The 24,667-nt window shown below is 38.2% G+C and carries 25 protein-coding genes; 6 read left to right on the forward strand and 19 right to left on the reverse strand.

The window, feature by feature from the left end:
* Nucleotides 1–100: 100 nt before the first annotated feature.
* The 8 genes from HXT40_RS04720 to HXT40_RS04755 form a co-directional block, all read right to left on the reverse strand.
* A complete protein-coding gene (locus HXT40_RS04720; protein WP_065189447.1) occupies nt 101–385 on the reverse strand; it encodes a transcriptional regulator in 285 nt (94 codons plus the stop codon).
* A 113-nt stretch (nt 386–498) separates the two neighbouring features.
* Entirely contained in the window at nt 499–726 is a 228-nt protein-coding gene (locus tag HXT40_RS04725) for a DUF4314 domain-containing protein (protein ID WP_065189452.1), read from the reverse strand.
* Nucleotides 726–1,361, reverse strand: a complete 636-nt coding sequence (locus HXT40_RS04730; protein WP_065189448.1) for a virulence protein — start codon at nt 1,359–1,361, stop codon at nt 726–728. Before HXT40_RS04730 ends, HXT40_RS04725 begins: the two co-directional genes overlap by 1 nt.
* 66 nt (nt 1,362–1,427) lie before the next feature.
* Nucleotides 1,428–2,915: a DNA (cytosine-5-)-methyltransferase gene (dcm, locus tag HXT40_RS04735; RefSeq protein WP_065189449.1), complete on the reverse strand. Its 1,488-nt coding sequence runs from the start codon at nt 2,913–2,915 to the stop codon at nt 1,428–1,430.
* The gene (locus HXT40_RS04740) at nt 2,908–4,176 is read right to left on the reverse strand and encodes a site-specific DNA-methyltransferase (protein ID WP_421777181.1); all 1,269 of its coding nucleotides are present in this window, start codon (nt 4,174–4,176) and stop codon (nt 2,908–2,910) included. The genes dcm and HXT40_RS04740 overlap by 8 nt, the downstream gene beginning before the upstream one ends.
* Nucleotides 4,177–4,190: 14 nt before the next feature.
* On the reverse strand, nt 4,191–4,976 hold the full coding sequence (locus tag HXT40_RS04745; protein WP_004117103.1) for an S-adenosylmethionine synthetase N-terminal domain-containing protein: 786 nt from the start codon (nt 4,974–4,976) through the stop codon (nt 4,191–4,193).
* 12 nt (nt 4,977–4,988) lie between these two features.
* Nucleotides 4,989–5,540, reverse strand: coding sequence for a P27 family phage terminase small subunit (locus tag HXT40_RS04750; RefSeq protein WP_101890248.1), 552 nt, complete (start codon nt 5,538–5,540; stop codon nt 4,989–4,991).
* A gap of 160 nt (nt 5,541–5,700) precedes the next feature.
* On the reverse strand, nt 5,701–6,060 hold the full coding sequence (locus HXT40_RS04755) for an HNH endonuclease (protein WP_020760705.1): 360 nt from the start codon (nt 6,058–6,060) through the stop codon (nt 5,701–5,703).
* A gap of 73 nt (nt 6,061–6,133) precedes the next feature.
* On the opposite strand from HXT40_RS04755, the gene HXT40_RS04760 reads away from it, so the two are divergent.
* The gene (locus tag HXT40_RS04760; protein WP_101888632.1) at nt 6,134–6,547 is read left to right on the forward strand and encodes a hypothetical protein; all 414 of its coding nucleotides are present in this window, start codon (nt 6,134–6,136) and stop codon (nt 6,545–6,547) included.
* A 28-nt stretch (nt 6,548–6,575) separates the two neighbouring features.
* Here the strand turns inward: HXT40_RS04760 and HXT40_RS04765 are convergent, their stop codons facing one another.
* From HXT40_RS04765 to HXT40_RS04810, 10 genes are all read right to left on the reverse strand, one after another.
* Complete coding sequence (locus HXT40_RS04765; RefSeq protein ID WP_101888631.1) at nt 6,576–8,981, reverse strand: glycoside hydrolase domain-containing protein; 2,406 nt, start codon at nt 8,979–8,981, stop codon at nt 6,576–6,578.
* 143 nt (nt 8,982–9,124) lie between these two features.
* Complete coding sequence (locus HXT40_RS04770) at nt 9,125–9,553, reverse strand: sigma factor-like helix-turn-helix DNA-binding protein (RefSeq protein WP_065189592.1); 429 nt, start codon at nt 9,551–9,553, stop codon at nt 9,125–9,127.
* Nucleotides 9,513–10,952 (reverse strand): SNF2-related protein, encoded by a 1,440-nt coding sequence (locus tag HXT40_RS04775; protein ID WP_065189593.1) that lies wholly within the window; start codon nt 10,950–10,952, stop codon nt 9,513–9,515. The genes HXT40_RS04770 and HXT40_RS04775 overlap by 41 nt, the downstream gene beginning before the upstream one ends.
* A 16-nt stretch (nt 10,953–10,968) precedes the next feature.
* Nucleotides 10,969–11,223: a VRR-NUC domain-containing protein gene (locus tag HXT40_RS04780; protein WP_421777182.1), complete on the reverse strand. Its 255-nt coding sequence runs from the start codon at nt 11,221–11,223 to the stop codon at nt 10,969–10,971.
* Nucleotides 11,195–11,476 carry a hypothetical protein gene (locus tag HXT40_RS04785; RefSeq protein WP_231108433.1) on the reverse strand — a complete coding sequence of 94 codons (282 nt, stop codon included), beginning with the start codon at nt 11,474–11,476 and terminating at the stop codon, nt 11,195–11,197. The genes HXT40_RS04780 and HXT40_RS04785 overlap by 29 nt, the downstream gene beginning before the upstream one ends.
* A gap of 451 nt (nt 11,477–11,927) precedes the next feature.
* Nucleotides 11,928–14,147 (reverse strand): phage/plasmid primase, P4 family, encoded by a 2,220-nt coding sequence (locus tag HXT40_RS04790; protein WP_231108426.1) that lies wholly within the window; start codon nt 14,145–14,147, stop codon nt 11,928–11,930.
* Nucleotides 14,141–14,509: a DUF4406 domain-containing protein gene (locus HXT40_RS04795; RefSeq protein ID WP_065189563.1), complete on the reverse strand. Its 369-nt coding sequence runs from the start codon at nt 14,507–14,509 to the stop codon at nt 14,141–14,143. Before HXT40_RS04795 ends, HXT40_RS04790 begins: the two co-directional genes overlap by 7 nt.
* The gene (locus HXT40_RS04800; RefSeq protein WP_065189564.1) at nt 14,502–15,176 is read right to left on the reverse strand and encodes a Rha family transcriptional regulator; all 675 of its coding nucleotides are present in this window, start codon (nt 15,174–15,176) and stop codon (nt 14,502–14,504) included. The genes HXT40_RS04795 and HXT40_RS04800 overlap by 8 nt, the downstream gene beginning before the upstream one ends.
* Complete coding sequence (locus HXT40_RS04805) at nt 15,151–15,297, reverse strand: hypothetical protein (RefSeq protein WP_180946766.1); 147 nt, start codon at nt 15,295–15,297, stop codon at nt 15,151–15,153. Before HXT40_RS04805 ends, HXT40_RS04800 begins: the two co-directional genes overlap by 26 nt.
* On the reverse strand, nt 15,298–15,927 hold the full coding sequence (locus tag HXT40_RS04810) for a hypothetical protein (protein WP_065189565.1): 630 nt from the start codon (nt 15,925–15,927) through the stop codon (nt 15,298–15,300).
* Nucleotides 15,928–16,390: 463 nt separating this feature from the next.
* Between HXT40_RS04810 and HXT40_RS04815 the strand changes: the two genes are divergently transcribed.
* Genes HXT40_RS04815 through HXT40_RS04835 form a run of 5 tightly spaced genes read left to right on the forward strand, consistent with a single transcriptional unit; the run spans nt 16,391 to nt 22,223 of the window.
* Nucleotides 16,391–17,311 (forward strand): hypothetical protein, encoded by a 921-nt coding sequence (locus tag HXT40_RS04815; protein ID WP_065189566.1) that lies wholly within the window; start codon nt 16,391–16,393, stop codon nt 17,309–17,311.
* A 10-nt stretch (nt 17,312–17,321) separates the two neighbouring features.
* Nucleotides 17,322–17,957, forward strand: a complete 636-nt coding sequence (locus tag HXT40_RS04820) for a hypothetical protein (protein WP_065189567.1) — start codon at nt 17,322–17,324, stop codon at nt 17,955–17,957.
* Nucleotides 17,958–17,968: 11 nt separating this feature from the next.
* Nucleotides 17,969–20,254 carry an AAA family ATPase gene (locus HXT40_RS04825; protein WP_101888630.1) on the forward strand — a complete coding sequence of 762 codons (2,286 nt, stop codon included), beginning with the start codon at nt 17,969–17,971 and terminating at the stop codon, nt 20,252–20,254.
* 17 nt (nt 20,255–20,271) lie between these two features.
* Nucleotides 20,272–20,475, forward strand: coding sequence for a helix-turn-helix domain-containing protein (locus tag HXT40_RS04830; protein ID WP_101888629.1), 204 nt, complete (start codon nt 20,272–20,274; stop codon nt 20,473–20,475).
* Nucleotides 20,476–20,486: 11 nt separating this feature from the next.
* Complete coding sequence (locus HXT40_RS04835; RefSeq protein WP_101888628.1) at nt 20,487–22,223, forward strand: restriction endonuclease FokI C-terminal domain-containing protein; 1,737 nt, start codon at nt 20,487–20,489, stop codon at nt 22,221–22,223.
* Nucleotides 22,224–22,326: 103 nt separating this feature from the next.
* Here the strand turns inward: HXT40_RS04835 and HXT40_RS04840 are convergent, their stop codons facing one another.
* A complete protein-coding gene (locus HXT40_RS04840) occupies nt 22,327–24,300 on the reverse strand; it encodes a Dam family site-specific DNA-(adenine-N6)-methyltransferase (protein WP_421777340.1) in 1,974 nt (657 codons plus the stop codon).
* Nucleotides 24,301–24,667 lie beyond the last annotated feature (367 nt).

Here is a 24,667-nt window from a genome sequence, read left to right on the forward strand (position 1 = left end):
TACTATATATCACTCTAAAAGCACCTAATAGCAAGTCATAAATGAGAAAAAATCGCAGGTAATTCCACGATTTTTCTTTAGGTTTAACCAATTTTTCTTTTTAATTTCTTGCCTGTTTAATCGCTTGGTAGGCTTTTTGAATATCCTTGTCCAAGGTTTCAGCATCCGCAAACAGTTCAAACTCCGTATCGTTTAGTTTTCCTTCGCTTACCTTCCAAAGCTCCTCGTGAGCTTGCATGGCGCAGGTTTTTGCTGTTTGCGCAATGTCGAGCATGCTGATAGCCGAACTAATTTTCCCTTCTTCAGCTTTTTTGATTGCGTTTAGCGTGTAGCGTCTGCAGGCTTTAACTTCGCTTGCAAGTCTTTGTAAGGTTTCTTTTTTCATGGTTTTTCTCCTTTGCTTCTTTGCTTTTGCTGATACTATATATCACTCTAAAAGCACATATTATCAAGCAATAAACGGGATAAAACCGCTGATATTCCCACTAATTATTGTTCTTAAAAGTCGCTAATTTTTCGGCACTTATCCACGCCATAAACAACACTTAGCCCGCTTCCTGTTTCCCAAGAAACCATGATTGAACCCATATCATCAACACCTCGTACTCTGCCTTTAGTGCCGATAGGAGGTGCCTGAACATCATCCATTAAGATAAGCTCTACCACACAACCTTTAGGATAAGTTTTTCTCAGTTTTTCAACCTGTTCTCTACTTAATGCTCCCATCATTCACCTCTTTCGTTTCTAAAAGCACACGAGCCTTCTAAACGGGAAAGCAAAATCTTTCTATCCTTTTTAAACTCGTCTCCTATAAACCCGAGTCTAAGAAGAAAACATCTGAAAGCATACTTATCGTTAACCGGCTTATGCTTAGTTTCATTCACATGTTTTACTTCCAAGCTCATTTTGCAAAGAGCAGAAATAAGCTTCGTGTAAGTATCCATATGATCTTGGCTTACATCTTTAAACCAGGGAAAACTAACTGTTTCATCGTTTTCTTCTATTTCAAGACTTGTCACATCGAGTGCTTTTTTGATTAAATCACACTTGTTTTTGATGATTTTTCTAAGCTTAGTCACATCAAGCTTATCTTTTGGAAACTCGACTGTAAGCATGCGTGTGCTTTCACTCAGGTTTTCCGGAAGGCTTATACCATAATCGCCCTCGAGTATTTGTTTTAGATCCTTTAGGTCTTCATCATCCGCAGATGTTACTGTCCCAGTTTTATCAACTGTGAAAGGACCTATCTTGTAAGCCATGCTGGGTGTTTTAAGATACGCGGCTTTAAGACCTGTTAAGTTTTCTATTGCTTGTATGAGTGGTTTTCTTTTAGAACCTTTTAAACCATATTCTAAGCTCATTTTAATACCTCCTTTAGGTTTTTCCTTGTGTATATACATCACTCTAAAGAAGGTTTATAGCAAGTCTTATGTGCTTTCTTTCGCCTGAAAATAAGCGATATTTTTGAGAACGAAATACACGCAGGGAAGTGCCACGCCGTTGCCCCACATCTTGTATTCCGCTGAATCAGTGTGAGGATTTTTAAGCCATTTGATTATCTGGTTTTTGCTTTTAGGCTTACAGGCGTTCGTGACTAGTTTTCGATGTGTTTCAAACACATCCTGCCAAAAGATAAGCTCTTCATCGCTTGGATTTTCTGTTTGAAGATTATCACACCAACAGTCAGGAAAGCCCTGCAGTCTTGCGCATTCTTTCGGTGTTAAACGTCTAACCACATAGTGTTTATCCTCATTCATATCGTTTACGACAGGAGGATCTTTATAGTCACTTGCCACAAGCGTGTCTGTCATTTCAGCCCGAGCATTCGTGTGATGCGAGTTTTTACTCGTAGAGTACACTATTGCAAGACCGCCTTGATTAGCTTCAGGCGAGTTTAGCCCTGTGTTAATTGTTCTTGCCAGTTTCGTTTCATACACTTTAGCACGCTTGTTTTTCGTGTTGAGCGATGTTAGACGAACGTCAAAACAGGTTTTATCACAAACCACAAAAGGCTGATTATTCCCGCCGGTTCCAAGACTTGCTCCTATGGTATTACTAATATCTATCGGGCCTTTAAATCTAGAGTCCTGTCCGTGATTTTCAAACACGAGCGGTGGATGGTTTCCCACGCTTGCTGTAAGCGTGCCGCTTTTGTTTTCAAACACGTCCATTCTGTTTCCGCCCTGATCGTTTAAACAGTATCTTTCGATTGATTCACCAGTGCCTGTTTTAGAATATCCGGCAGTTTCTTGCCACGGCTTTCCGCTCGCCGTAAAATCCCCAGGCAGGCTTTCTTGCTCAAATAATATTTTTCCGGCACTTTGTCCATCAAAATCTGCGACAAGAAAGATACGTTTTCTTCTCTGGGGTACTCCGAAGTATGAAGCATCAAGTACCCTCCATGCGAGTGAGAAATCTTCTGCCATGACAAGTCCTGCACTGCTCCATTTTTCAGGTCTAGGAGCATTAAACGAATGTCCTTTGACAGCACAGATTTCTTTGATAACTTTCTCGAAGTCTTCTCCTTTATTTGAGGAAAACGCTCCCGGAACGTTCTCCCAAACGATATATCTTGGTTTTTGTCCACCTGTTTTCCTCCTCATCTCTTTAATAATCCGAACCGCTTCAAAAAACAGGTTCGAGCGAGAACCGCTAAGGCCTGCCCGTTTACCAGCAATCGACATGTCCTGACATGGACTTCCAAACGTGATAATATCAACCGCATCCACAGCATCACCGTTAATCTTTGACACATCACCTAAATGCTTAACATAAGGCAATCTTTTAGTGGTAACTCTTATAGGAAACGGCTCAATTTCACTTGCCCATAAAGGTTTAATCCCCGTAAGCGTAGCCGCTAAAGGAAAACCGCCCGAACCATCAAAAAGGCTGGCGAGTGTAAGTGTTTTACTCATCGCCAGCCTCTTTCATCATTTCAATTGCCTGCTTAAAGCTATACTGTTTCCCATCCCGCATAAGAAGCACGTCCTTGGTTTTATCATCGTGAAACTTCATATACCGTTTAACCGCAACGTCAATGAATTTAGGTTCAAGCTCCACTCCAAAACAAACTCTGCCAATCTGCTCACAGGCTATAAGCGTGGACGCTGATCCTAAAAACCCGTCTAACACAACACTGTTTGTTTGCGTGCTTTGTTTAATAAGATAAGCAATCAGCGGCACGGGCTTACTGGAAGGATGCCCACAGCCTTCTTCCTTCGAGTTTTTAATCCCATCGAACTCAAACACGGCTGTCTGTTTCTGATCGCCATACCACTTATGTTTACCGTCTTTACGCCAACCGTAAATAATCGGCTCCATATTAAACTTCCAGTCCGTTCGCATCAGCGGTGCTCTCGGCTTTTTCCAAATCAAACCTGCCGCCACCTTAAAACCCGCGTCCTCAAAAGCATCGTAGAAAACACGCGCTTTCATCGTTGCGTAAAACTCGTAAATAGACGCGTCAGCTGCCATAGAGTTTTTGAAGTTGGTAAAAACTTTCATTAAAAACTCGTAGCCTTCTTTATCGCTTAAATCATCGTTTTTAATTTTCCCTGACGCGTTTTCAAGGTTTACGAAATAAGGTGCGTCCGTGCAAACAAGATTTACCTTTGTTTCACCGAGTAGTTTTTCAAACGTAGAAGAATCGGTTGAATCACCGCAAATAATACGATGCTTACCAAGCATCCATATGTCACCTGTTTTAGAAAAACACGGTTCTTCCAATTCTTTTTCAACATCAAAATCATCATCGCTTACGTCTTTATCAGCATCAAAAATACTGGAAAGCTCCGCCTCGTCAAACCCGAGAAGATCAAGATTAAAATCAGCTCCTTCAAGCTCCGACAACTCGACTGCTAATAGCTCATTATCCCAGCCTGCGTTAAGTGAAAGCTTATTATCCGCAATAATATACGCACGCTTTTGTGTTTCAGTTAAATGATTTTCTTTCACACACGGAACTTTTTTAAGACCCAGTTTTAATGCCGCGGCAAGCCTGCCGTGGCCTGCGAGAATCGTATTATCTTCCGCCACTAGAATTGGGGATAGAAAACCAAACTCGCGAATACTTGCCGCTATCTGAGCTACTTGCGCCTCAGAGTGCGTGCGAGCGTTTCTCACATACGGGATAAGCTCACTTACGTCAGCCAAATAATACTGCATTTCTTTTTCCATAAGCTTTCCTCCCGTTAGAAAAGACCCCAGCAAGCCAGCTTTTCAAAACCACCCACCGAGTCAATATAATCTTTCGCAATTTTCACAATCTGCGAATACGGTTTACCATCAACCATTTCGTCCCCGATAGCACAAGAAAACTCAACCACACGGCCGGTTTCCTGTGCTTTCAAAAATGCGTAAATGTTAACCGACACGTCAGCTTTCGTAAGATCCTTACCATGAAGACCGCCGCCCGTGACAGCATCAGCCATGTCTGACCCGAGTTTTCGGTTAACCGCTCCCGTATCAACGCTGATACCACCCGTCCAGTCGCCTAAAGGATTAACAAACGCATTCGGATAGTCTTTCAATAAGTCTTCTCGTTTAGCGTGAGACTGGCAGATGATAAGCTTTTCACCATCAAGAACATACTTGCCGTCATACGGATACTTTTCATAAACCTTTCGAACAATAGCCGCGAGTTTCTTCTGTTCGTCTGTTAGCGGTACGCCTTTAAAAATCCCGTTATCAGCGCAGCGAACCATGCCGTTTTGGTTTTGGCTTAAATGCTTATCCTGCGGCACGACCGTAATATCAATCTTTACTTTCCCAGGGCTTAAACGGTGGATAATATTTTTAATATCCTTAAACTTAAACATCACCGTGCTTTCAATAAACACGGCACACTTACCATGCCCGAGCATCACTTCAACAGCAATCTTCGGGTTCTCATCCAGCTTGTAAGCCAGATCAACAATTGCTCCGGCAATACGATCCGCAATCTTGTCCGGGTGACTTGGATTTACTTTTTCTATCATAATTTTTTCTCCTTATAATTTTTTACGTGTTAAAAGCAGGCGTTCCATTAAATCGTTTTGAGGTGAAACACCATCAAACTCAGTCGAACAGTTTTCTTTCACAATCTGAAAAATCTCATTCCAAAGCCTGACCGCCTGATTCATGTAGTTAATACCAATATTGATAAAAGGCGATGGTATCGGTTTACCCGTGGTCGGATGCTTGGAAAGAAACCCGAGCTTACTGGTTACTTCCTCGCATTGAATCCAACGAGCACAGCTCATCGCATACCGTTCAATAAGAGGAGACGGGACTTTACTGCTCACACCAATGTCTTTTAGCCACTTCCACGTTTCTTCAAAAATTTCTCTAGCCTGAAGCTGAGTACCGTCTTTTTGCGTGGCGGATAAAAACTCGTGAGGCTGAGGCATTTCAGCACCTTCAAGCTCCGGAATATCAAGAACGCTTAAAGGCCTACCGCCGGGGTTTCCTTCACTAGCTTTTTCAACAACCGCTTTCTTTTTACGCCCGGCACCCACGCGTCTGCCGCCACGACCGCCAATATTATTTGATTTTGTAGGCAAACTTTTCGCCTCCTTCCCGCATGAGTTTTAACTATTAAAAAATTTTTGTGTCTGATTTTGCCTATTACCCTTTTGAATACGCTGTTTTTGCACGCGAGACCCTGCGCCCGTTCCCTGGGGAATAGGTTTTTAGAGATTTTGACCGCCCCTGGGGTGGTTTTTATTTGTTATGCCAGCGATCTCCACGCTTAGCGTGAATTTTAGAATGACAGGATTTGCATAGAGAAATAAGATTCTCTCTAGCGTGTGTTCCGCCTTCAGCAATCGGTTTAATATGATGAACCTGTTCTACCGGCACAAGCATATGGTTCTTAAAGCAAAGCTCACAGAAAGGATGCTCTTTCACATAAGAATCCCGCACTTTCTGCCATGCTCTGCCGTAACGCTTGTGAGCATCATAAGGACGCTCGTATTTTTCGTAGCGTCGGTTCTCTTGTTTTAAGTGTTCCTCGCAAAACCTGCCGTCAGTTAGGTTCGGACAGCCTTGATAAGAACACGGTCTTTTAGGTTTTCTTGGCAAGACTCATCCTCCCTTTCAGCAAGCTTGCACGTATTGTATAATTACTAAAATAAATTGGTAGGAGATGCTTATTATGACAAAAAAACAAATAGTATATTTTTACACTTATATTGCTTGTATTATCATTATTCCAGTTGTCTTATCACTGATTGCCGATAGCATACCTAAAAACGACAGCCTATCTCCTAGCGGCCATCCGTTTGAGTACATAGACGATAGAGCGTTTTTTATCTGGTTAGGTTTAGACCTTGGACTATATCTATATCCACTACATCTCATTTTTATTAACAAGACGACATTAAAAATATCTAAATCTTTGTTCCTACCATCTATTATTTTTGCAATACTTTTGCCACCAGCCGTTTTGATTTTATCAGATGCTTCTGCGCGAGAATTCTTCTTTATATTCATGTCTTACGTGGTTATAGCATTCGTTATACCATTTCTGATTATCTACTATATAAAACGCAAAATTTGTAAGGGGTAGAAGATTAATTTTACCCCTTACAACAGTATTAAATATGTCTCATTAAATAGTAAGCAAAAGCATAACAACACGCATTTTGCTCTTGCTCTGTAGCTCCACCTTTAAGTGTATTTAAACCAAAACGAGGTAGATTTGTTAAAACACTATTCATAACATACTTAATCGTTCTAGTTAACGAGTTGATGTCAGTAAAATCTAATCCATCACGCGCGTATTGAAGATACCTCTTTGATTTAGTAACACTTGAATAGTAAGTACGCATTGCATCACTTAAGTTATTTACTCCATTATCTGTCTTTAGGATTCTTGAGATTCCTATAGCATCAGCATCATCACACAAGTCGATAAAATGACACTCATTGCCATTCTCCTCACTATTCATAATGATACCTTTTGAAATAAAATAATCGGAAGAATATGGAGGATACGCACCAATGATTGAAATAGCAGACTTCCTAACGTCTAGATCAGGATAGTTTCCTATATATTTATGTAATGTTCTCATTCCTGTTGCTAAGTCTCCAGCCCAACCGACCCACGAATCTGGACTCGTATTCCAGATAGTGTATGCCAGCGTTGTTACTGCCCAATGTTGCAAATCGTTAAGTCCCACTTTAGTATCGCTTATTTCTTGTTTGATAAACTTTTGAAGTAGATTGTAAAACTCTGAATGCTTAGACTTGAAATATTCATCGAACTCCTCATCAAAAGGAGTTACAGCGATAGAGAAGTTACTATATCCTTTTAAATATTTCTTACTTAAAAAGTTCAATACCCCACGATATATCATTGACACATGACGATCTAAATGTATTAATTTTTCTTTTTGATATTCAGAGTATATTTGTTCTAATTTTTTCACTAAATCAATAGCTTCAAAAATTGTAGGAGTCATATTTTTAACATCTACTTCTTTAGGCAAATAGCTATTAGGAACATATTTTATTGCGATATTAACACTATTACAGGCTGGTATTTTCCCATTGTAAGCAACCTTGTCTAAGTCCCATTTACCACCAAATCCTGAGATTTCATGGAATTGATCATAGTTCCAGTTCTTAGGAATTGGGAATCCCAGATTGCCACTAAAACCAGTAGACATATCTGATACGAAACTAGAAGCAGACAACCCTACATTAGATATCCTTGTACACACGTTACGTGACGCATAGATACCCACTGAGTAACGAGAATCAATAGTTTCATTAATACCTTTAAAATAAGGAATAATGTTACTATCAATCTGATAATCATAAATATCCATGTCTACCGCAAAATAGATTGCTGTTGCTGGTACACCTTTAGATAATGCTGCTTCACTAGCTTTCTTACCGTGTTCAAGACCTTTTTGATACGTAAAGTCACTAAGATTACGACCATTTTCTTGGAAAATAGGGAAATATTTCAAGCCTCCATCAACAATACGTTTCAGCTCGCCTTCACGGATTTCTTTAAACGAGCCACCTGTTAAATAACGTCCAACAATTTCATATCCGTCACGTTTAAGAGTATTGAGTAATTCCGAAGTAATTTCAAAACGTGTGTCGCATGCTTTTGCTTTTCTGTCTGGATTACCTTTACTAGTTAACAACGACATCCACGTGTTAACATCAAGTGCTCCGGTGACTGGAAGCTTGTAGTCTTTCTGGAATTTGGTGAGTTGCTCAGCAAAATCATCATCCCAATTCTCATTTTGAAGACAATCATATCTAATGCAATTAAGTACAGCTTTTGCTAACCATACCCACTTACCATAGGAAGAAGCGTTTTGTCTGCTAATAGTTTTCAAATTACGTCGTGTACCATGTCCAAAATTACCCGTGGCATCATCAGGCGAATAACCTTCTAACGACTGTAAAATTTGGATAAGTGCGGTATTCATTTCTCGACCATACAAACCATCACAAGGAATAATACCCGTATAGTTCTTATAGGTTCGGTTAATAGTTTGTTGAATAATCCTAACAACGCCAGTACCACCGTAACGATTTAGTAAAACAAACTGTTGCATGGAAAGAAGTGCTTTCATTACATCAATTGTTACAGTAGAATCACCACCAATACCCATATCATTCTTCAACTCTTTAACAGCACGCCCTGTTCCACTATAAAAGTGTTGCGTAATATTATTACTTGTCGAATAGCCCTTGCACCATAAAGCACCTTGAATAATCGAGTAAACATTACTTTTCGACTCATCACTATCATCTTGTTGTTTAACACCGTGTGGATAACGTTGATTAAATTTTCGTGTTGTACCCGCACCAAAATTAGCAGCTGTATGCTGAATTCCTAATTCAATTTGCAATGCAACAATCAAACCATTGATAGTGTCCCAGCCAGTATGACCACTCTCTTTTACTTTCGTATAACGAGTATCATCACCATAGGTTTTGTTTAACCATTGCTGTGTTTGCAATACCATCTGATCCATGTTATGTCCTCCTTTTGGGCATGAAAAAAGCCCTGAAAGATTACTCTTTCAAGGCTTAGTATTTATAATTTTTGCTAAGTTTATAATACCATATAGAAGGCTGTAACATCTCGTATCAGAGCGTACCAAACCGTACCATTTTTTCAGATTTGGATTAGATTATCTGGTAAAACCATGTGCTCTAACGCTTTACCATGCCATCTTATAATCGTCATTCTGCTAGCATGGAGTTCGTTACCAATATCCTCCCACGTCATGTTACTCATGTAACGGTAGCGTAAAATCATCTGCTCATCCACGCTTTCAAGTTTAGAAATCACTTCTAAAATCTGCTCTTTCAAACTGATAAGCATCGTAATCTCCATGTTAATCTTGGCTTCTAAATCCATAACCCTTATAAGAGCTTTCACAAACGGAGCTTCCACGCTTCGAGTCGTCTGCACATACTCTCTGTCGTATCTTAATGAAGAAACACTTGTAGCAAGCTCACGCAGTCTTACCACCTCGTCCATATCAGCCTTAATCCGCTTATCAAGAAGATAGGCTTGCCGTAAGTATTCTTTTTTGTTCATTCTTACCTCCATTTTGAGGTAAGTTCTCTCTAGAACCCCTTTCCCTCACTTCATTAATTGATAGTCTTGCCTTAACCGACTCGATTAAAGCATCCTGCACTTTAGCCTTCATGCTTAAAGCCCTCATCACATCCTCATCAATCGTGTCCTTAGTGATAATGTGATGGATTACAACCGTGCTGGTTTGACCCTGACGGTTAAGTCTAGCGTTTGTTTGCTGGTAAAGTTCCAAACTCCAAGTCAGGGAAAACCAGATAAGAGTAGAACCGCCAGCCTGTAGGTTAAGACCATGACCCGCGGAAGCCGGGTGAATCAACGCTACAGGAATCATGCCGGCATTCCAGTCCGCAATATCAGCACTCGTTTTAATCTCACGCACGTTAAAACGTTTCTTAATCCGCTCAAGATCATGCTTAAACCAGTAAGCTACAAGCACCGGTTTACCGTTAGCAGCCTCGATTAAATCCTCTAAAGCATCAAGCTTACGATCATGAATATGAACGCTTTCTTTTTTCTCGTTATAAACCGCGCCGCATGCCATTTGAAGAAGCTTATTTGAAAGAGACGCTGCGTTAATCGCATCAATCTCTTTACCCTCCAACGACACCACCATATCTGCTTTAAGCTCATCGTAGAGTTTTCGCTCCTTACCGGATAACTCTACTTTCACCTCGTTTATCACACACGCTGGCATTTTCAAATAGTCTTTTGACTTCATCGAAATCGTAATATCAGCTATCTGCTTATAGATTAAACTCTCAGCACCATCTTTAGGCTTATAGGAAAAAATCATGTGCTGGTTACGCTTATCAGGATTAAAAAAGTTCTGCCGATAATACGTAATATATCGGCCTAGCCTTTGACCCATATCAAGCAGCCTAAACTCAGCCCACAAATCCATAAGCCCGTTAGAAGAAGGAGTTCCTGTAAGACCAACAATCCTTTTAACTTTCGGCCTAGCCTTCAGTAATGCTTTAAAACGTTTCGCCTGATACGATTTAAAACTTGAAAGCTCATCTATCACAACCATGTCAAAATTAAACGGCAGGCCGCTTTTCATTATCAGCCACTCCACGTTTTCACGGTTAATAATATAAACGTGAGCAGGTGTCTTTAGCGCTTGAATCCGCTCCTTCTCACTACCCGTCACAACAGAATAAGTCAAGTGTTTTAAATGCTCCCACTTTTCTAACTCTAAAGGCCACGTAGTGTTCGCAACCCTAAGAGGAGCAATAACAAGAGTCCTGGAAACATCAAAAGAGTCAAGCATCAGCTCGTTAATCGCTGTAAGACTTATCACACTCTTACCAAGTCCCATTTCAAGCAAAACCGCTGACACCGGGTGTGTGATAATAAAATCAGTCGCATACTTTTGATACTCATGTGGCTCGTATCGCATCAATCACACCTCCAATCTAACTCTTGTCATCAACCACGAAAACCTTAAAACCTAAAGCCTGTAAATCCTTCATCCGTTTCACCTGTAAAACTCTAGGCTTTTTACCTGGTGCTTTAAGCTCAACAAAACCAATCTTCCCGCCGTTAAGTAAAACCAGCCTGTCAGGAAGCCCGTCAACAGAAGGACTCGTAAGCTTTAAACAAAGTCCTCCCACAGCTTTAACATCACGGACGAGTTTTCGCTCAGTTTCCTTTTCTCGTAAAAAGCCCATCAGATACCTCTTTTGCCATCTCAATGATTTTCTTATCAACTTCGTTTCTAGGCTCATCAGAAACATCGCCATAAAACACGTCAATATAGTGATTGCTTAGCTGTGGGTGATCTTTGAACATATTGTCCTCAGCATGCGAAGATACTTCATCAATCATGTTCATGGCTTTTAACAGTCTGTCTTGATCTTTCGCTAAAAGCACCGGGCTGATATCAACCACTAATTGGCTAATCAGACTCTTAGTCAGTCGCATTGCTGCTCCTGCTTGCTTGTAGGTTTCTACTGTTCTCTCTTGTTTGTTAATCATGGTTTATTCCACCTTTCTCAAATCTTATTTTTCATTTATTGAATAGAGTTGTTTCATTCGTTGGTTTTGCCCGTTTACATCAGGCGAATGTTCTTTGTGTAGCCATGTATGCTTTAGACCCATCTTTTACTTTTCTCTATATATACTTATATTTCTTTTATTTTTTTCTCTTATATAAAAAGTAAAGAAAAAGGGTACACTACAATACAAAACCCCTATTTATCAGGCTTTTCTTTCTTGAAAACGTGCATGGTAGCGTGTAGGCAAAGACTATTTTCGTGTATGAAAAAATCCTATAGAACATTTTTCTCTGAACCCAGTTTTTACCATGTAAAACATTTGCCTACACGCCAATACATTTTTCAGGAAGTATCTTTCAGTTTTACCGTGTTTTCCATCAAAGAAAATCCTCCTGTGCCTGCAAATTAGGATTAATGGAAAGCCCACACCACTGATAGCCTTTACCCGTCCGCTTTTTGCTATAACCCGCTAACAGTAAAGCCTTAGAAAAATCCCTATCGTTTCTAACATATTCACCGTTAAGGTTTGCCCACTGGCGGTAAGACAAGTAAAGACTCCTACTCATCTCCGTTTCATTCACGCCCTTAATGCAATAATCAGTGATGAAATGACCTATCCAGTCGTTTTCAGCCCGATAAGCGTCCTTAGCCTGCTCTACCACCTTACAAGTAGGGAATTTATAACTGTTTTGGATATAAAGCTTGGCTCCTTCAATCATCCATTGAAGTATTGCCCCACCTGCTTTTTGCAAAAGTTCATCAACATAGTCTGTTTTCGGATTCTTGATTTCTTTCGTAAACGGTGCAACAAAGATTCTCCGCCACGTTCCCTTATCGTTTGAACCGACCTTCGGTAGATGGTTCGTGTAGAGAATAGTTGAGTGGCTTGGTGTAAACGTAAAAGGAGCATAATATTTCCTCTCAGCTGAAATATCATCCACGCTTGCTATCTGTTTCAGCATGGAAATAGATAGCCTTTGTCCTTCCTCGGTTTCCGAGGCAAGAATAAACCTTTTACCGCAAAGCTCCGCTAAATCCACTTTCACGTTTTTAGCCCGAGTGGTTAAAGACTCTGCAGGTATTTTCCCCGCATAATCTCCAAGCACGTGTGCTTCCGCATTAAACACGGTCGACTTACCGTTACCGCCTGACCCGTACACTAGCAAAAGCGATTCTTCAAACACTTGACCTATAAGCGTACTACCCGCATGGCTTTGAAGAAATGTTTGAAACTCTTTATCACCTGCGGTAACCATATCAAGCGTTGTCTGCCACAATCCCATGTTCTCCTGTGAAGGGCAAACAGCGGTCATTTTCGTGCAGTACAAACACGGATCATGTGCTTTTAGCATGCCTGTCTTTAAATCCACGATTCCGCAAGGCGTGTTTAGAATGAAAGCATCACGGTCCAGTTCTTCGTTTGCAACTTCCAGCATGGATTTAGCAAGTTTCAATATTCCGGACACTTTGCTGTGATCATTCATCTTCTTAGCAAACGAAAGATACTGTTTTGCCTGATTCACTTCACTTTTCGCTTTATCCGCCTGCTCTTTATCACCTGATGATTCGGCTTGAACGAACTCTTCGTAAGCTGTCTTAAACTCGATACCAGCATTTTTCAAAACCTTTTTAGCAATAAGCATGTAAAGTTTCATAACTTTAAGCTCAGACGCTTCCCACTTCTTGCCCGTCCAGTAAAGCCAGCCGGCAGACATCGTATAAACAGCCTTATTCTTGTTATGTTTGGCAAAAACCTCAGCCATCGCAATATCTGTTAAATCATCCGGCTTATACTCCTCATAGCTTTTGCCATACTCGCTAGGCGGAATATAACCTTCTTGACTTGCTACTTTAAGCCCGAACTTTTTAGCCGAATACCAGATTTTAGATAATTCTGCGTCAGGCAAAGGAGGATTACACCGTTCTGCTTCACTCAAAAACTTCTCATGTGCTTCATCTGTCGCCCCATAACGTTTGATGAGTTTTCCGGCAATATGACTAAGCCTAGAGTTTCTCTGCCCTGATGGTATTTCTTCTGTTTCTGCATCAAATTCACTAAAAGCTTCTTCCGAGAGAAAATCAACGACTGTTTTTTCACCCTCATAAAGTTCTACCAGCGGAGTTTTAACACCGTAGAGGAAACGTGCCGCATCAAGAGCGTTACTGTCAAAATACGGGAATACTGATTGAATCCTTGTTTTAAGCTCCACATAAGCTTTAGCATCGCTTACTTCTTCAATTGGAAAATACACGTGGAAACGTGGTCTTGCACACTTCCCATGCTTGTCTTTCATGTGGTTTCTACTATAAGACGCGTAAAAGCACACGTTCGGAAACGCTAAAGCAACATCAAAAGGTGTCACCCAGTCTTTACTAACATCAGAATGGTCGTTATCACAGTCCATCGGAATACAGGTAGATGAAATGAAATTATCTTTAGACCTATAACAGTTAGTAAATTGTGCTGTGACATGATCAAAAGAGATAGCCTTATTAAAACTATCTCGATCACAGACTTTTACTTCGTCAGGATACAAGCAGTTACTACTGTTTCCCACACAGGAAGCTGTATAAATTTTGCATTCAAGCATCAACATTCACCCCCTAAATCCTTATCCGTAAAATACTTAATCGGCTGCCTGCGTTTTTCAGCCAGATTGATTTCTACTTGCATGCCGCCTGTGATTTTTTCTCCAAACACCCACAGCTCGTTGCATTTGCCTAAGAGGATAATGTCCATAAACATCGCATCCCCTCTATGCTTTTGATTCTCATCATCCATGAACGGGAAAAGCAGGTGTGGAGTGATAGGGATTGCCCCGCGTGAATACGCGTAAGCCGCACACCGAATAGCATGTTGCACGTTTTTCTCCTTATCTCCACGGTAGGGAGCACAAATGTAGACGATAGGCTTAAAGTTCGGTGTCGTTTCTAAATGTTTTTTATAAGACTTACTCATCTTTAGCCTCCTTATCTATCTTGGTTAAATACCATTCAAGCTGGCGTTTTCTAGCTTGAAAATCTGGTGTTGAGATAAGAAGACCTGCATCAATTTTCTGCAAACGATCAATTAGATACATTTGCCCTGATGTGAGGTAAGGACGTATGCTTTGCCCTTTTTCAAGGCCGTTTGTTTCTCTTACTTGTTTTGCAGGCATCCCTAAAACAAGACGGTTGATCATGTCGCACTCGTTGCTGTAGTGATAAGCTTTCGGGTGGTCATAAACAAGACTTATATTTTCTGTAAGAACCGGAAACATCTCTCTTGCAGACACAAGGGTTGTTATGAAATCTTCCATCTTATTGAACTGCTTAATATAGAGTTCCTTGAACTTCATTGCTTTAGGACCTGTATAGCCCATTGCTAAAATGGTGAATCCATCTCTCGTTAGCAAGTAACACGGAAGCTTTCTGCCTGTTGAATCCTTATAACTACTGAGCTCAAAGTTGAGTTCAGTAAATTCTTCACTGAGCCCAGATTTGGGCTCAGTTATTGCTTGGATATCACGAATCACATTAGAATGCCTTTTTTCAAAGAACTGTGCGATAAATCGGCTGTCTACTCTGGCGGTGTTGTTCTTGTCAGCCATAATGCCGTAATTATTCATTGGAATCATTGCTTGCATGGTGAACACCTCCCTTTAATCTCTGCGATAGCTCGCTAACTGAATATTGAAGTTCTTTGATTTGCTGATTTTGGATCTTGGCCATCAGCTCTAACTGTTCAATTCTTTTCTTGATTGTCATCTACATGACCTCCTTCGGATTATTGGAGGAGTTGGTTCCTCCTATGAAGTAGCCACGGCGGATGCCAAAATCTGACGCTTTTTTGAAATTCTTTACTAATTTTTTCTCAGCCCGCTTAAGTTTCTGTGTAATGTTGTTAGCCAAGCGATCCACGGCTTTTTTATAATCGACATCCGTTTCAAACGCATCACAGCTAAGCATGGATGCAGCCTTTTCGTTAATCGCCATCTTCCTAATACGGACAGCCATAAAAAGATCCGCCACATCCGGCTTTAAAATCGAGTAAACAAATGACTCAACTGCCCTATATTCTTCTGAAGCTTTAATCTGATTTACTGTTTTGAAAAAGATGCCAGAGTCTCTAACATCACTCATGCAAGACTCATAATCATCAGTTTCCTCACCGTCTTCACAGCTGTAAGGTTTAGTAAAACCTTTATGCCTCTCATATTTATGCAGAGAGTTATACTCGGGACGGTTAAACTCAACATCTACTTTTTCTTGTGCTCTTTTCTCAAACTCTTCTTCGCTTTCATCGGGAAGAAGGTCGATATTAAGCCAGCCTTTAACCTCATCAAGCTTGAGGTCGAATGTTGTAAAATGCTTGTCACAACGAACTCGAATTTTCATAAAAAATCCTCCATCTGATTTCCGATGAAGGAATTTCTTGAATTCAGCTCAAATAAGGCATGACAAAACACCACAAGCTAGAATGAAGAATTCCTTCATCTTGACTTGCAGCTGCCTCATTCAGTAAGACCGCTGACATTATTAAGTTGTTCTACACAAGCTCTGAATAATCCTGTTGATCAAGTAGGCATACTTGTGTAGACGGCTTGAGGCTGATGCCTCGCGTTTAGAAAGAACAAGAATGCTTTTGCATTAAAAGACTTTCAATACGCATCTTTTTCCTTTAGTTCGGTCTATTAAAAACCAAACTTTTTTGATAAAATATGCGTGAAAGACTTTGAATATTTGCATAGCTCGTATCTTTCAATCTCTAACCTATAGTTGACCGCGTTGTATGTGTAGGCTGATTAGAGTTACTAAGGAGGAAGAGAGTTACTATTTTTCAACAAGGGGGTTATTTAAGATGACTTCAATAAAAAACATATCGGTTAATATTCCGTATCTCAGTGGTGGAATCTTATTTAACCTGCTTACTGAATCAACAAAACAAAAAATAACTGCTCGTGCAAAACATAATGGCTATAAAGACTTATACAGTGACACTAATTTGATGGCTTCACTGATTACCTTAACTATTGGGGACTCGTTTATTCCGACGGGGGATACATTTAAGAAAAACACCAGCGACTATAAACGATGCCTTATAAGCAAATCCACATATCTTGACTTTGACAATGTGGCTAAAGTTACCTCATTGCACACTAGAGTTACCTCTAAAGATCCAAATGTTTATGAAAGTATGAAAGATCTAGTAAACAATTTCCTGTCTGAGTCACGACATATTTGGCTTGTTAAAGCTTTAATGGAAACAATTATGCAAGACTCAACAATTGCTTCTGATACCGAGTTTGACATTTCTGTTGAAAAAGCAATAAAAAAAGAGCAACTTAATGAAGTTACTCAAATAAGCATAGATTGCTTTCTAGTTAGCATATGGGATTATATTTTGCAGAAGAGAAAAGATAATACACTTGGACGTTCTACATTTGAAGCTTGGTACAAACAAAGCAGCACCAACGGTAAATGGAAATTGATTAATGAGGATATAGGCACAACAATTACTCAAAATATCGAGATTACAAGGTTTGAAATGCCTGTTTATAATAATGAAAAAGTTGCTGAGTGCAGCAAAACTCTAGACATGAAAGAAGATAATGAATTTTTTAACCCAGAGACAGATATACCTGTCGTTGAGGCTGATGATATAAGTGATGAGGAAGAACAGTCACCTAAACAAATAACTCAGACTATTAACAACCCTAAAATTGTTAATCAGTATGCGGATAAAATCTACAACATCGAACATGTAGATCATTTAGATTAGAGGTGTCTGTATGGGAAATGAATTAGAAAAAATCATCGCTAATCCGTTGCCTGACACAGGCAAAATAAGTCAACATGCAAACAAACTCTACAACATAAATCATGTAGAGCATATAACTATTACACCTTATCCAACAGTTCCCACTCTAGATAAAGGAATAGCTACGCCTACTGATGGTTTAATGTATGATTACTATAATCTTGTTGTAGGCAGTTCTGTTATTGATAGTGTTTTTGTAAAGGTAGATAAGAAAAGAGCCATAGAAGCCTTTTATACAGAAGATGAACTACGAGACAAGTATGCCTATTTATCCGTTGACGCAATTAAAGAGATTCAGCGATTTCCAATTCTTGTAGTACCTGAAGCCAAAGATTATTATGGCAAAGCTTCAGACGATCAATATGGGTACGTTGGAATAATAGAAAAAATTAGAAAAGACTCATGCGAGATTGTTCTGAAATGCAAATTTGAGGATAAAAAACCAATCCCGCTAAAAAAGATTAGTGAAGTTGCTTTTGATTTAGGTATCCAAAGCATGGATGTAGCTATAACTGAACTCAATCACTCTCATTGGGCTATTAAACCTGTCAATCTCATTGAGGAATTAACAGAAGCAAAAATAGATTTTAAGGATTCTATTTTTTAGGAGGTATCTTTATGAAAAAAATACCAGCCAGTATTCAATCTCTACATATTGATGGTGCTACTTACAAACTCAATCCTGTAACGATTACCCCTACTTTTATTAATTTCTTCTACGGGAATAATGGATCTGGTAAATCCACCATTGCTGAAACTTTAAAAAACAGCAGTGGTATTACGTGGTCGAACAATACAGCATCACAAGATTGTAAGCTATATGTTTATAATGCCGATTACATCAAAGCTAATCTTGCAAACTACGATAATCTACCTGGTGTTTTCACTTTCAATGAAGAAAATATTCAGATTCAAAACCAAATTAATGATTTGACCAATCAAAAAGAAAAATTATCAGAAGAAAATTGCCAACTATCCGCCGCTAAAAACAATAAGAAAGATGAATGTATAAAAATACAGGCATCTTTCGAAGAAAACTGTTGGTCTAAAACTCAAACAATTAGAAACGATTTTAAACAAACAATTACGGGAAAACTAAAAAAGAGTACTTTCGCAGAAGAAGTACTCCAAGACTATAATGCAGTTAACCATGATTTGTCTCAGCTTAAAAACCTATACGATACTGCATATTCTAAGAATGCTGTAGCGTTGCAAAAATTCTCTGTTATCAAGGATACTGCTGTATTAGATAATATTGCTAATTTGGATTTGATTGAGAAAAAGATTATAAGTAGCTCAGATACGCCTTTCGCCAATTTCATCAAAGCCATGAACAACACTGCTTGGGTAAAGCAAGGAATGGCTCACTATCATTCTGTTTCTAATGGTAAATGCCCTTTTTGCCAACAACAACTACCTTCTAATTTTGAAGATGATATAAAAGCATGCTTTGATGAACAGTTCGAGAAAGAAACACAAGCAATCACAAACCTACAAGCAGAGTATAAAGACTCGGCAAACACTCTCTTTGTTCCAATATCAAAGATGCCGGAATCCAATATTCCTGACGCTGAAATAGCCATATATAAAGATAAGTTAAGTGCATTAAAAGGTGTCATTGCCAGTAACTTAGAGCTTATTGCTAAAAAACAGCAGGATTATGCCATAGCATACGAACTGGAAGCAACAAAACCTTTACTTGATGAACTAGTAGATATGATTGAAAAGTTCAACCAATCAATCGATGAGCATAACGCTATCGTTTCAACCAAACCGGCTAAACAGCAAGAATGCAAAAAACAAGTATGGGAACTCATATCTTATATGCTAAAAGATGAAATAAAGGCTTATAAAACAAGTCTTGATACGATTACAAAAGAGCTGGGACAAATTGACAGTCAATTGCAGACTAACACTTCAGTAATTAAGAATATAGGTAGCCAAATTTCAATCCTACTTAAAAATACGGTAAACACCAGGGATACCGTTGAAAGTATAAACCAACTATTAAAAGATTCAGGATTCCAAGGATTCTATCTACGAGAAAAAGCTAGTACAGCTAACGTCTATGAGGTGATTCGCAATGACGGCTCTATAGCTTCAAACCTCAGTGAAGGCGAAAAGAACTTCATAGCATTCCTCTACTTCTACCATCAAATTAAAGGCAGTGACACTCCAGACGAGAAAAACACTGACAAAATCGTAATCATTGACGACCCGGTTTCCAGTATGGACAGCAGTACTCTATTTATAGTCAGTGCATTAATCCGCGAAATGATATGCGTCTGCGAAAACAACGTACATCCTACTGACGCGTACTTAAAAGACAGGTATATAAAACAATTATTCATACTCACTCATAACACTTATTTCCATCAAGAAATAACCTACGACAGAGTGAAAGACTACCAGTTTGTAAACTTCTATCTAATATCCAAGAATGACAACAAATCATCAATCCGTCTTTGCGAAAAACAAAACCCTGAGATTCCATCGGAAATGATGAACTACAATCCAGTACAAAACTCCTATGCGGCACTATGGGAAGAGTATAGAATATTAGACGCACCGATTCCTCTTATGAATGTCATAAGAAGAATACTGGAATATTACTTCCTTCAGCTATGTGGTTATGACGGAACAACGCTAAGAGATGTAATTCTCAAACAAAACAAAGAGAAGTTTATCTGCACAGACGAAAACGGTAATAACGACTATTCGGCATACCAGTTGGCATCCGCAATGCTGTCCTACATACAAACGAAATCATCGTTTGGCATAACTGACGGAATCAACTACGTAGACGACTGTGTGGATGTTTCACAAACAAAAGAAACATTTAAGAAGATTTTTACTCTTATGAACCAAAGTCAGCACTACGAAATGATGATGAATAAAAGCTAAATGAGAGGAACAAAAAAATGAAGATAATCTATAACCGACTATGGAAACTACTAATAGATAAAAACATGAACAGAGCTGATTTGCAAAATGTTGCAAAAATCAGCTCATCAACAATTGCCAAACTTGGCAAAGGTGAAAACGTCACCACTGAAGTTCTCATCAAAATTTGCGAAGCATTGGACTGTAAACTGGAAGATATCATGGAAAACGTGGAAGAATAAGGAGATTTTAGATGATTATTAGAACATATGGTTGGGTTCAAAACCCTTCAGATTTTGATAAACTCAAGCTGGTAGTCCAAATTTTTGACCCTAAATCCTTGCACTATGCAAATTTAACACATAATCTTGTTCCAAACTATATTCCATTGCAGAGAATTAAAAATCAACTTTTACAAAAACTAAACAACCACTCTAATGAATTTAGTTATACAGAACTAGTAGGAACATCCAAAAACGCGTCTGGCAATCCCGCCAAAAATCGAAAAGAGGCTATTGCTGATGGTTTAATACAAGTTACCATTCTACCTCAATCATCAAAAACAACAGGAAAAATGTGGACAGATAACTGGACTGCAGATGGATATTTGCGGTGGGCACTTAGCTTAAATTTTGTAAAACATGACAGAGAAACTGATTTGTGTAAAATAACTGATTTAGGTCTAAAATTTTCTGCTTCACCATCGAAAAGCAATACAGAACAAGACATTCTTAGAAAAGCGCTATTGAGTTATCCTCCCGCTTCTCAGGTGCTAAATATTTTAGAAAAGGCAAAAGTACCCGTAACTAAGTTTTATATTGGTAAACAGCTGGGATTTAGTGGCGAGAAAGGATTCACATCATATGATGAAGCTCTAATGAAAGACTGGTTTGTCACTGGATCAATTGAAGAACAAAAGAAAATCAAATCAGACATAGAGGGTACAAGTGACAAATACGCAAGGATGATCTGTAATTGGCTAGAAAAAGTTGGTTATGTTACTAAACAAGCTACTACTGTTAAAACAGATAATGGAGAAAAGGCTGGATTTCAGAATTATTCTATAACAGCTCGGGGAATTCATGCATTAAATCAGGCTAATGGAAGTTCTAAAAACAATCGTGTTAAAAAATTCCTGACGTGGGAATTCCTTGCAGTAGATGGCAAGAATAAGAATTATGTTCGTTCTCGTAGAGCATATATTCTACAATTTCTTAAAACAACAAAATCTTTTAGTTCTCTCATAAATTCGCTAAGAACTTTAGGTTTTAATGATGATATTGAAATAATAAGAAATGATATACACGGTTTAAATAATTTTGGAATAAGAATAGAAGATAACGGTAATGTTGTTAATCTAAAAGATGATTTCTTTGATTTTAGCATTCCTAATCTTGATCTTACAGCTGAACTTAAGGATAAAGCAGCTGATGCTGTAAAGGCTAAGTTCTTGAAGCTAACAGGGCTTTCAATGAAATATATTGAGCTGTTAGATATAGCTTATGACAGTAGTCGAAACAGAGATTTTGAGATACTTACAGCGGATTTATTTAAGAATGTTTATGGGCTGGATGCAATGCATCTAGGTGGAGGAAGAAAACCGGATGCCATTGCACAAACCAGCCATTTTGGAATCATCATCGACACAAAGGCATATGGTAATGGATACAGCAAATCTATATCTCAGGAAGATGAAATGGTTCGTTATATCGAAGACAATCAGCAGCGTAGTATTACTAGAAATTCAGTTGAATGGTGGAAAAATTTTAACTCAAGTATTCCTTCTACCGCGTTTTATTTTCTTTGGGTTTCTAGTAAGTTTGTAGGTAAATTTGATGATCAATTACTTGCAACTTATAACCGAACTAATACGTGTGGCGGTGCTCTTAATGTCGAACAACTTCTTATTGGTGCATATAAAGTAAAAGCTGGATTGCTCGGGATAGGCCAAATTCCTTCATACTTTAAAAATAAGGAAATAGCCTGGTAAAAGGTAAATCCCATACTGCAATAAGTAGTATGGGATTTACCTTTCTAATTAGTTTCCTTAAATGATCGAAAAAGTTGGGATATAGGTCAAAAAGTCTCATTTTTTATAACATTCTATAGGTTAAAGGATCATAGTTAGTTATTAGCACTTCTTCGCTACCAGTTCCCCTAGAATTATAGGAAGAATTGTTATAAGAACACTTTAAATGATTAACACATACATTGTGTGTTTTTATATAGTCCAATAGTAAATTATTAATTTTACCCTTATGCGACAAAACATTACTTAAAGCAAATTTGACACCCTTTTTGCTCAATTTATCCATTAGCTTGTACATCTCTTGTTCCTGCGTATCACTCCAGTTTAAGAAACCTCTATTACCATCGTTGTAATTTCCAGTAGTAATTAAGTAAGGCGGATCTAAATAAACAAAATCTTTTTTTGTAAGCTCAGTAATATTAAAATCTGAGAAATAATCATCTGTAAATGTTGCGTCGATTTGTTTTAGCCTGCCTATGAATCTTTTTAGATTTTCTTCCATATTAGAACTAAATGAACTTCTATTTCTTCCAAATGGATTATTAAATTCCATGGAGTTATTAAATCTTAGTTGGTAATTATAACTAAATGAAGTAAGCACATATAAATCAAGAGGGTTTGGCTCAGAATTATATGCTTTCCTAAAAGAAAGATACCCCAGCTCATTTTCCTTACTAAGTTTATATTCACCTATACGTTTTTTTATAGATAAAATCAAGCTCTCGGGATCCTCTTTGGAAAAATATCTAAACATTTCATTTATCTTATAATTCATGTCATTGAAGAAATACTTTTCCGCTTTTACGTTAATACCGACATTTCCACCTCCGCTAAATAAATCAACAAAGGTTTTAATATCTTTAGGGAATAATGGCATAATTTGATTTAGAATCCTATATTTTCCACCGATATAATTAAGCGGACTTTTAATATACTCTTTTTTGCTGGTTTTCCAGATGCTACAACCCTTCTTTTCCATCTTTACATTTATTGTTTTTTTAGTCTCAATATTTTTCTTCCTAATATAAAAAAGTAACTCACTTACATCAGAATTTTTTGATGCTATTTTAGATACATATTTTCTATATGGAATCCGTTTTGTGACAACTTTACCATCTACAGAGGCATTTTTTAACACATCTTCTAGTTGTTCTTCGCTAATTATTCCGTCTGTATTATAGCTAAGTATTATATGGTTTGTGTCTATATTGTTTATTAAATCCTTCAGTGCAGATAAAGCCTCTGTCTTAATTGCAAACCTACTTTTATTTTTAGACCAATTAAACAATCTGGTTTTACCTTTAAGCTCTGGCTTTTGGTTGAGAGCAACATTTTCTAGCAAATGATAATTAGAAGCATATTGTCTAGTATTGTATGGTGTGTCTATATATGTGATATCTGCAGAAACTTTTTTAATAAGTTGATTTGCATCTTCATTAAAAGACTTATTATCTTTGTTGTTGTTAAGAACCTCAATAGGTTCTAAGTTTAATGAATTAAGAGCTCGTTTATCCCAGTGCTTGAGATAAGCACCATACGTACCTGTTATATTACTTACATACGGAATGGCGTTTATGAGTACCGATATTAAATAATAATATTCTGCCTTATTAATTAAGCTTGATGAATACCAATTATCAATTTCATCTCGAATGAAATCAATCCTTTTGCCATTATCAGCGGTTAAATACATGGCATTGCCAGTAGGTGTGTAATTTGCTTCATAGTAGCCTACTTTATCTGTTAGAGCATATTCTTCAGCACTACTTGAAAGATAATCCAACACAGAGTCAATACCAATTTTTTTTAAACCATTAAACATTAGTTCTTTGTTATTTTCTATGGTTGCCTTTGCGTTAACATAGCTAAAATATAATAAATCGTTGGAATAGACTGTATATCGATCTTTAAAATAACTTCCTACAACATTTGTGCCCGCAAACAGGTCTAAGAACGTAGACGCACCATCGGGAATGTTTTCTAAAATCATATTCTCTATTTCCCCAAGCAATGCTGCTTTAGAACCTATAAAACGCATATTCACATCCCCTTTCATCCTTGTATAGATTAACTAATTTTAATTCTTTTGTCAATAAGTAATTCGAGTATATTAGCAGGTCAAATGAATAAAATAGTTTTAAACATTTGATGAATTACCACGCAACGCGGATTGTTTTAATTTAAATCAAACAGATATTATTCACATGTCAATTCTCAAAAGAACACCCCTAAAAGCAAAAAAAGACACCCCTAAAAAGTAAAAGTCTAGCGTCAATTCACGCCAGACCTTCATTCACGTTCTTCTGCTTAGCCAGCCTACAATAAACCCTTATTTACAGTGTTCTTTTAAGCAACAGCCACTAAACTTTGTATCATTTCCTGTAAAGTCATATCTAGTTTCATTA

Source organism: Gardnerella sp. DNF01180P (assembly GCF_049244205.1).
GTDB classification, from domain to species: domain Bacteria; phylum Actinomycetota; class Actinomycetes; order Actinomycetales; family Bifidobacteriaceae; genus Bifidobacterium; species Bifidobacterium swidsinskii.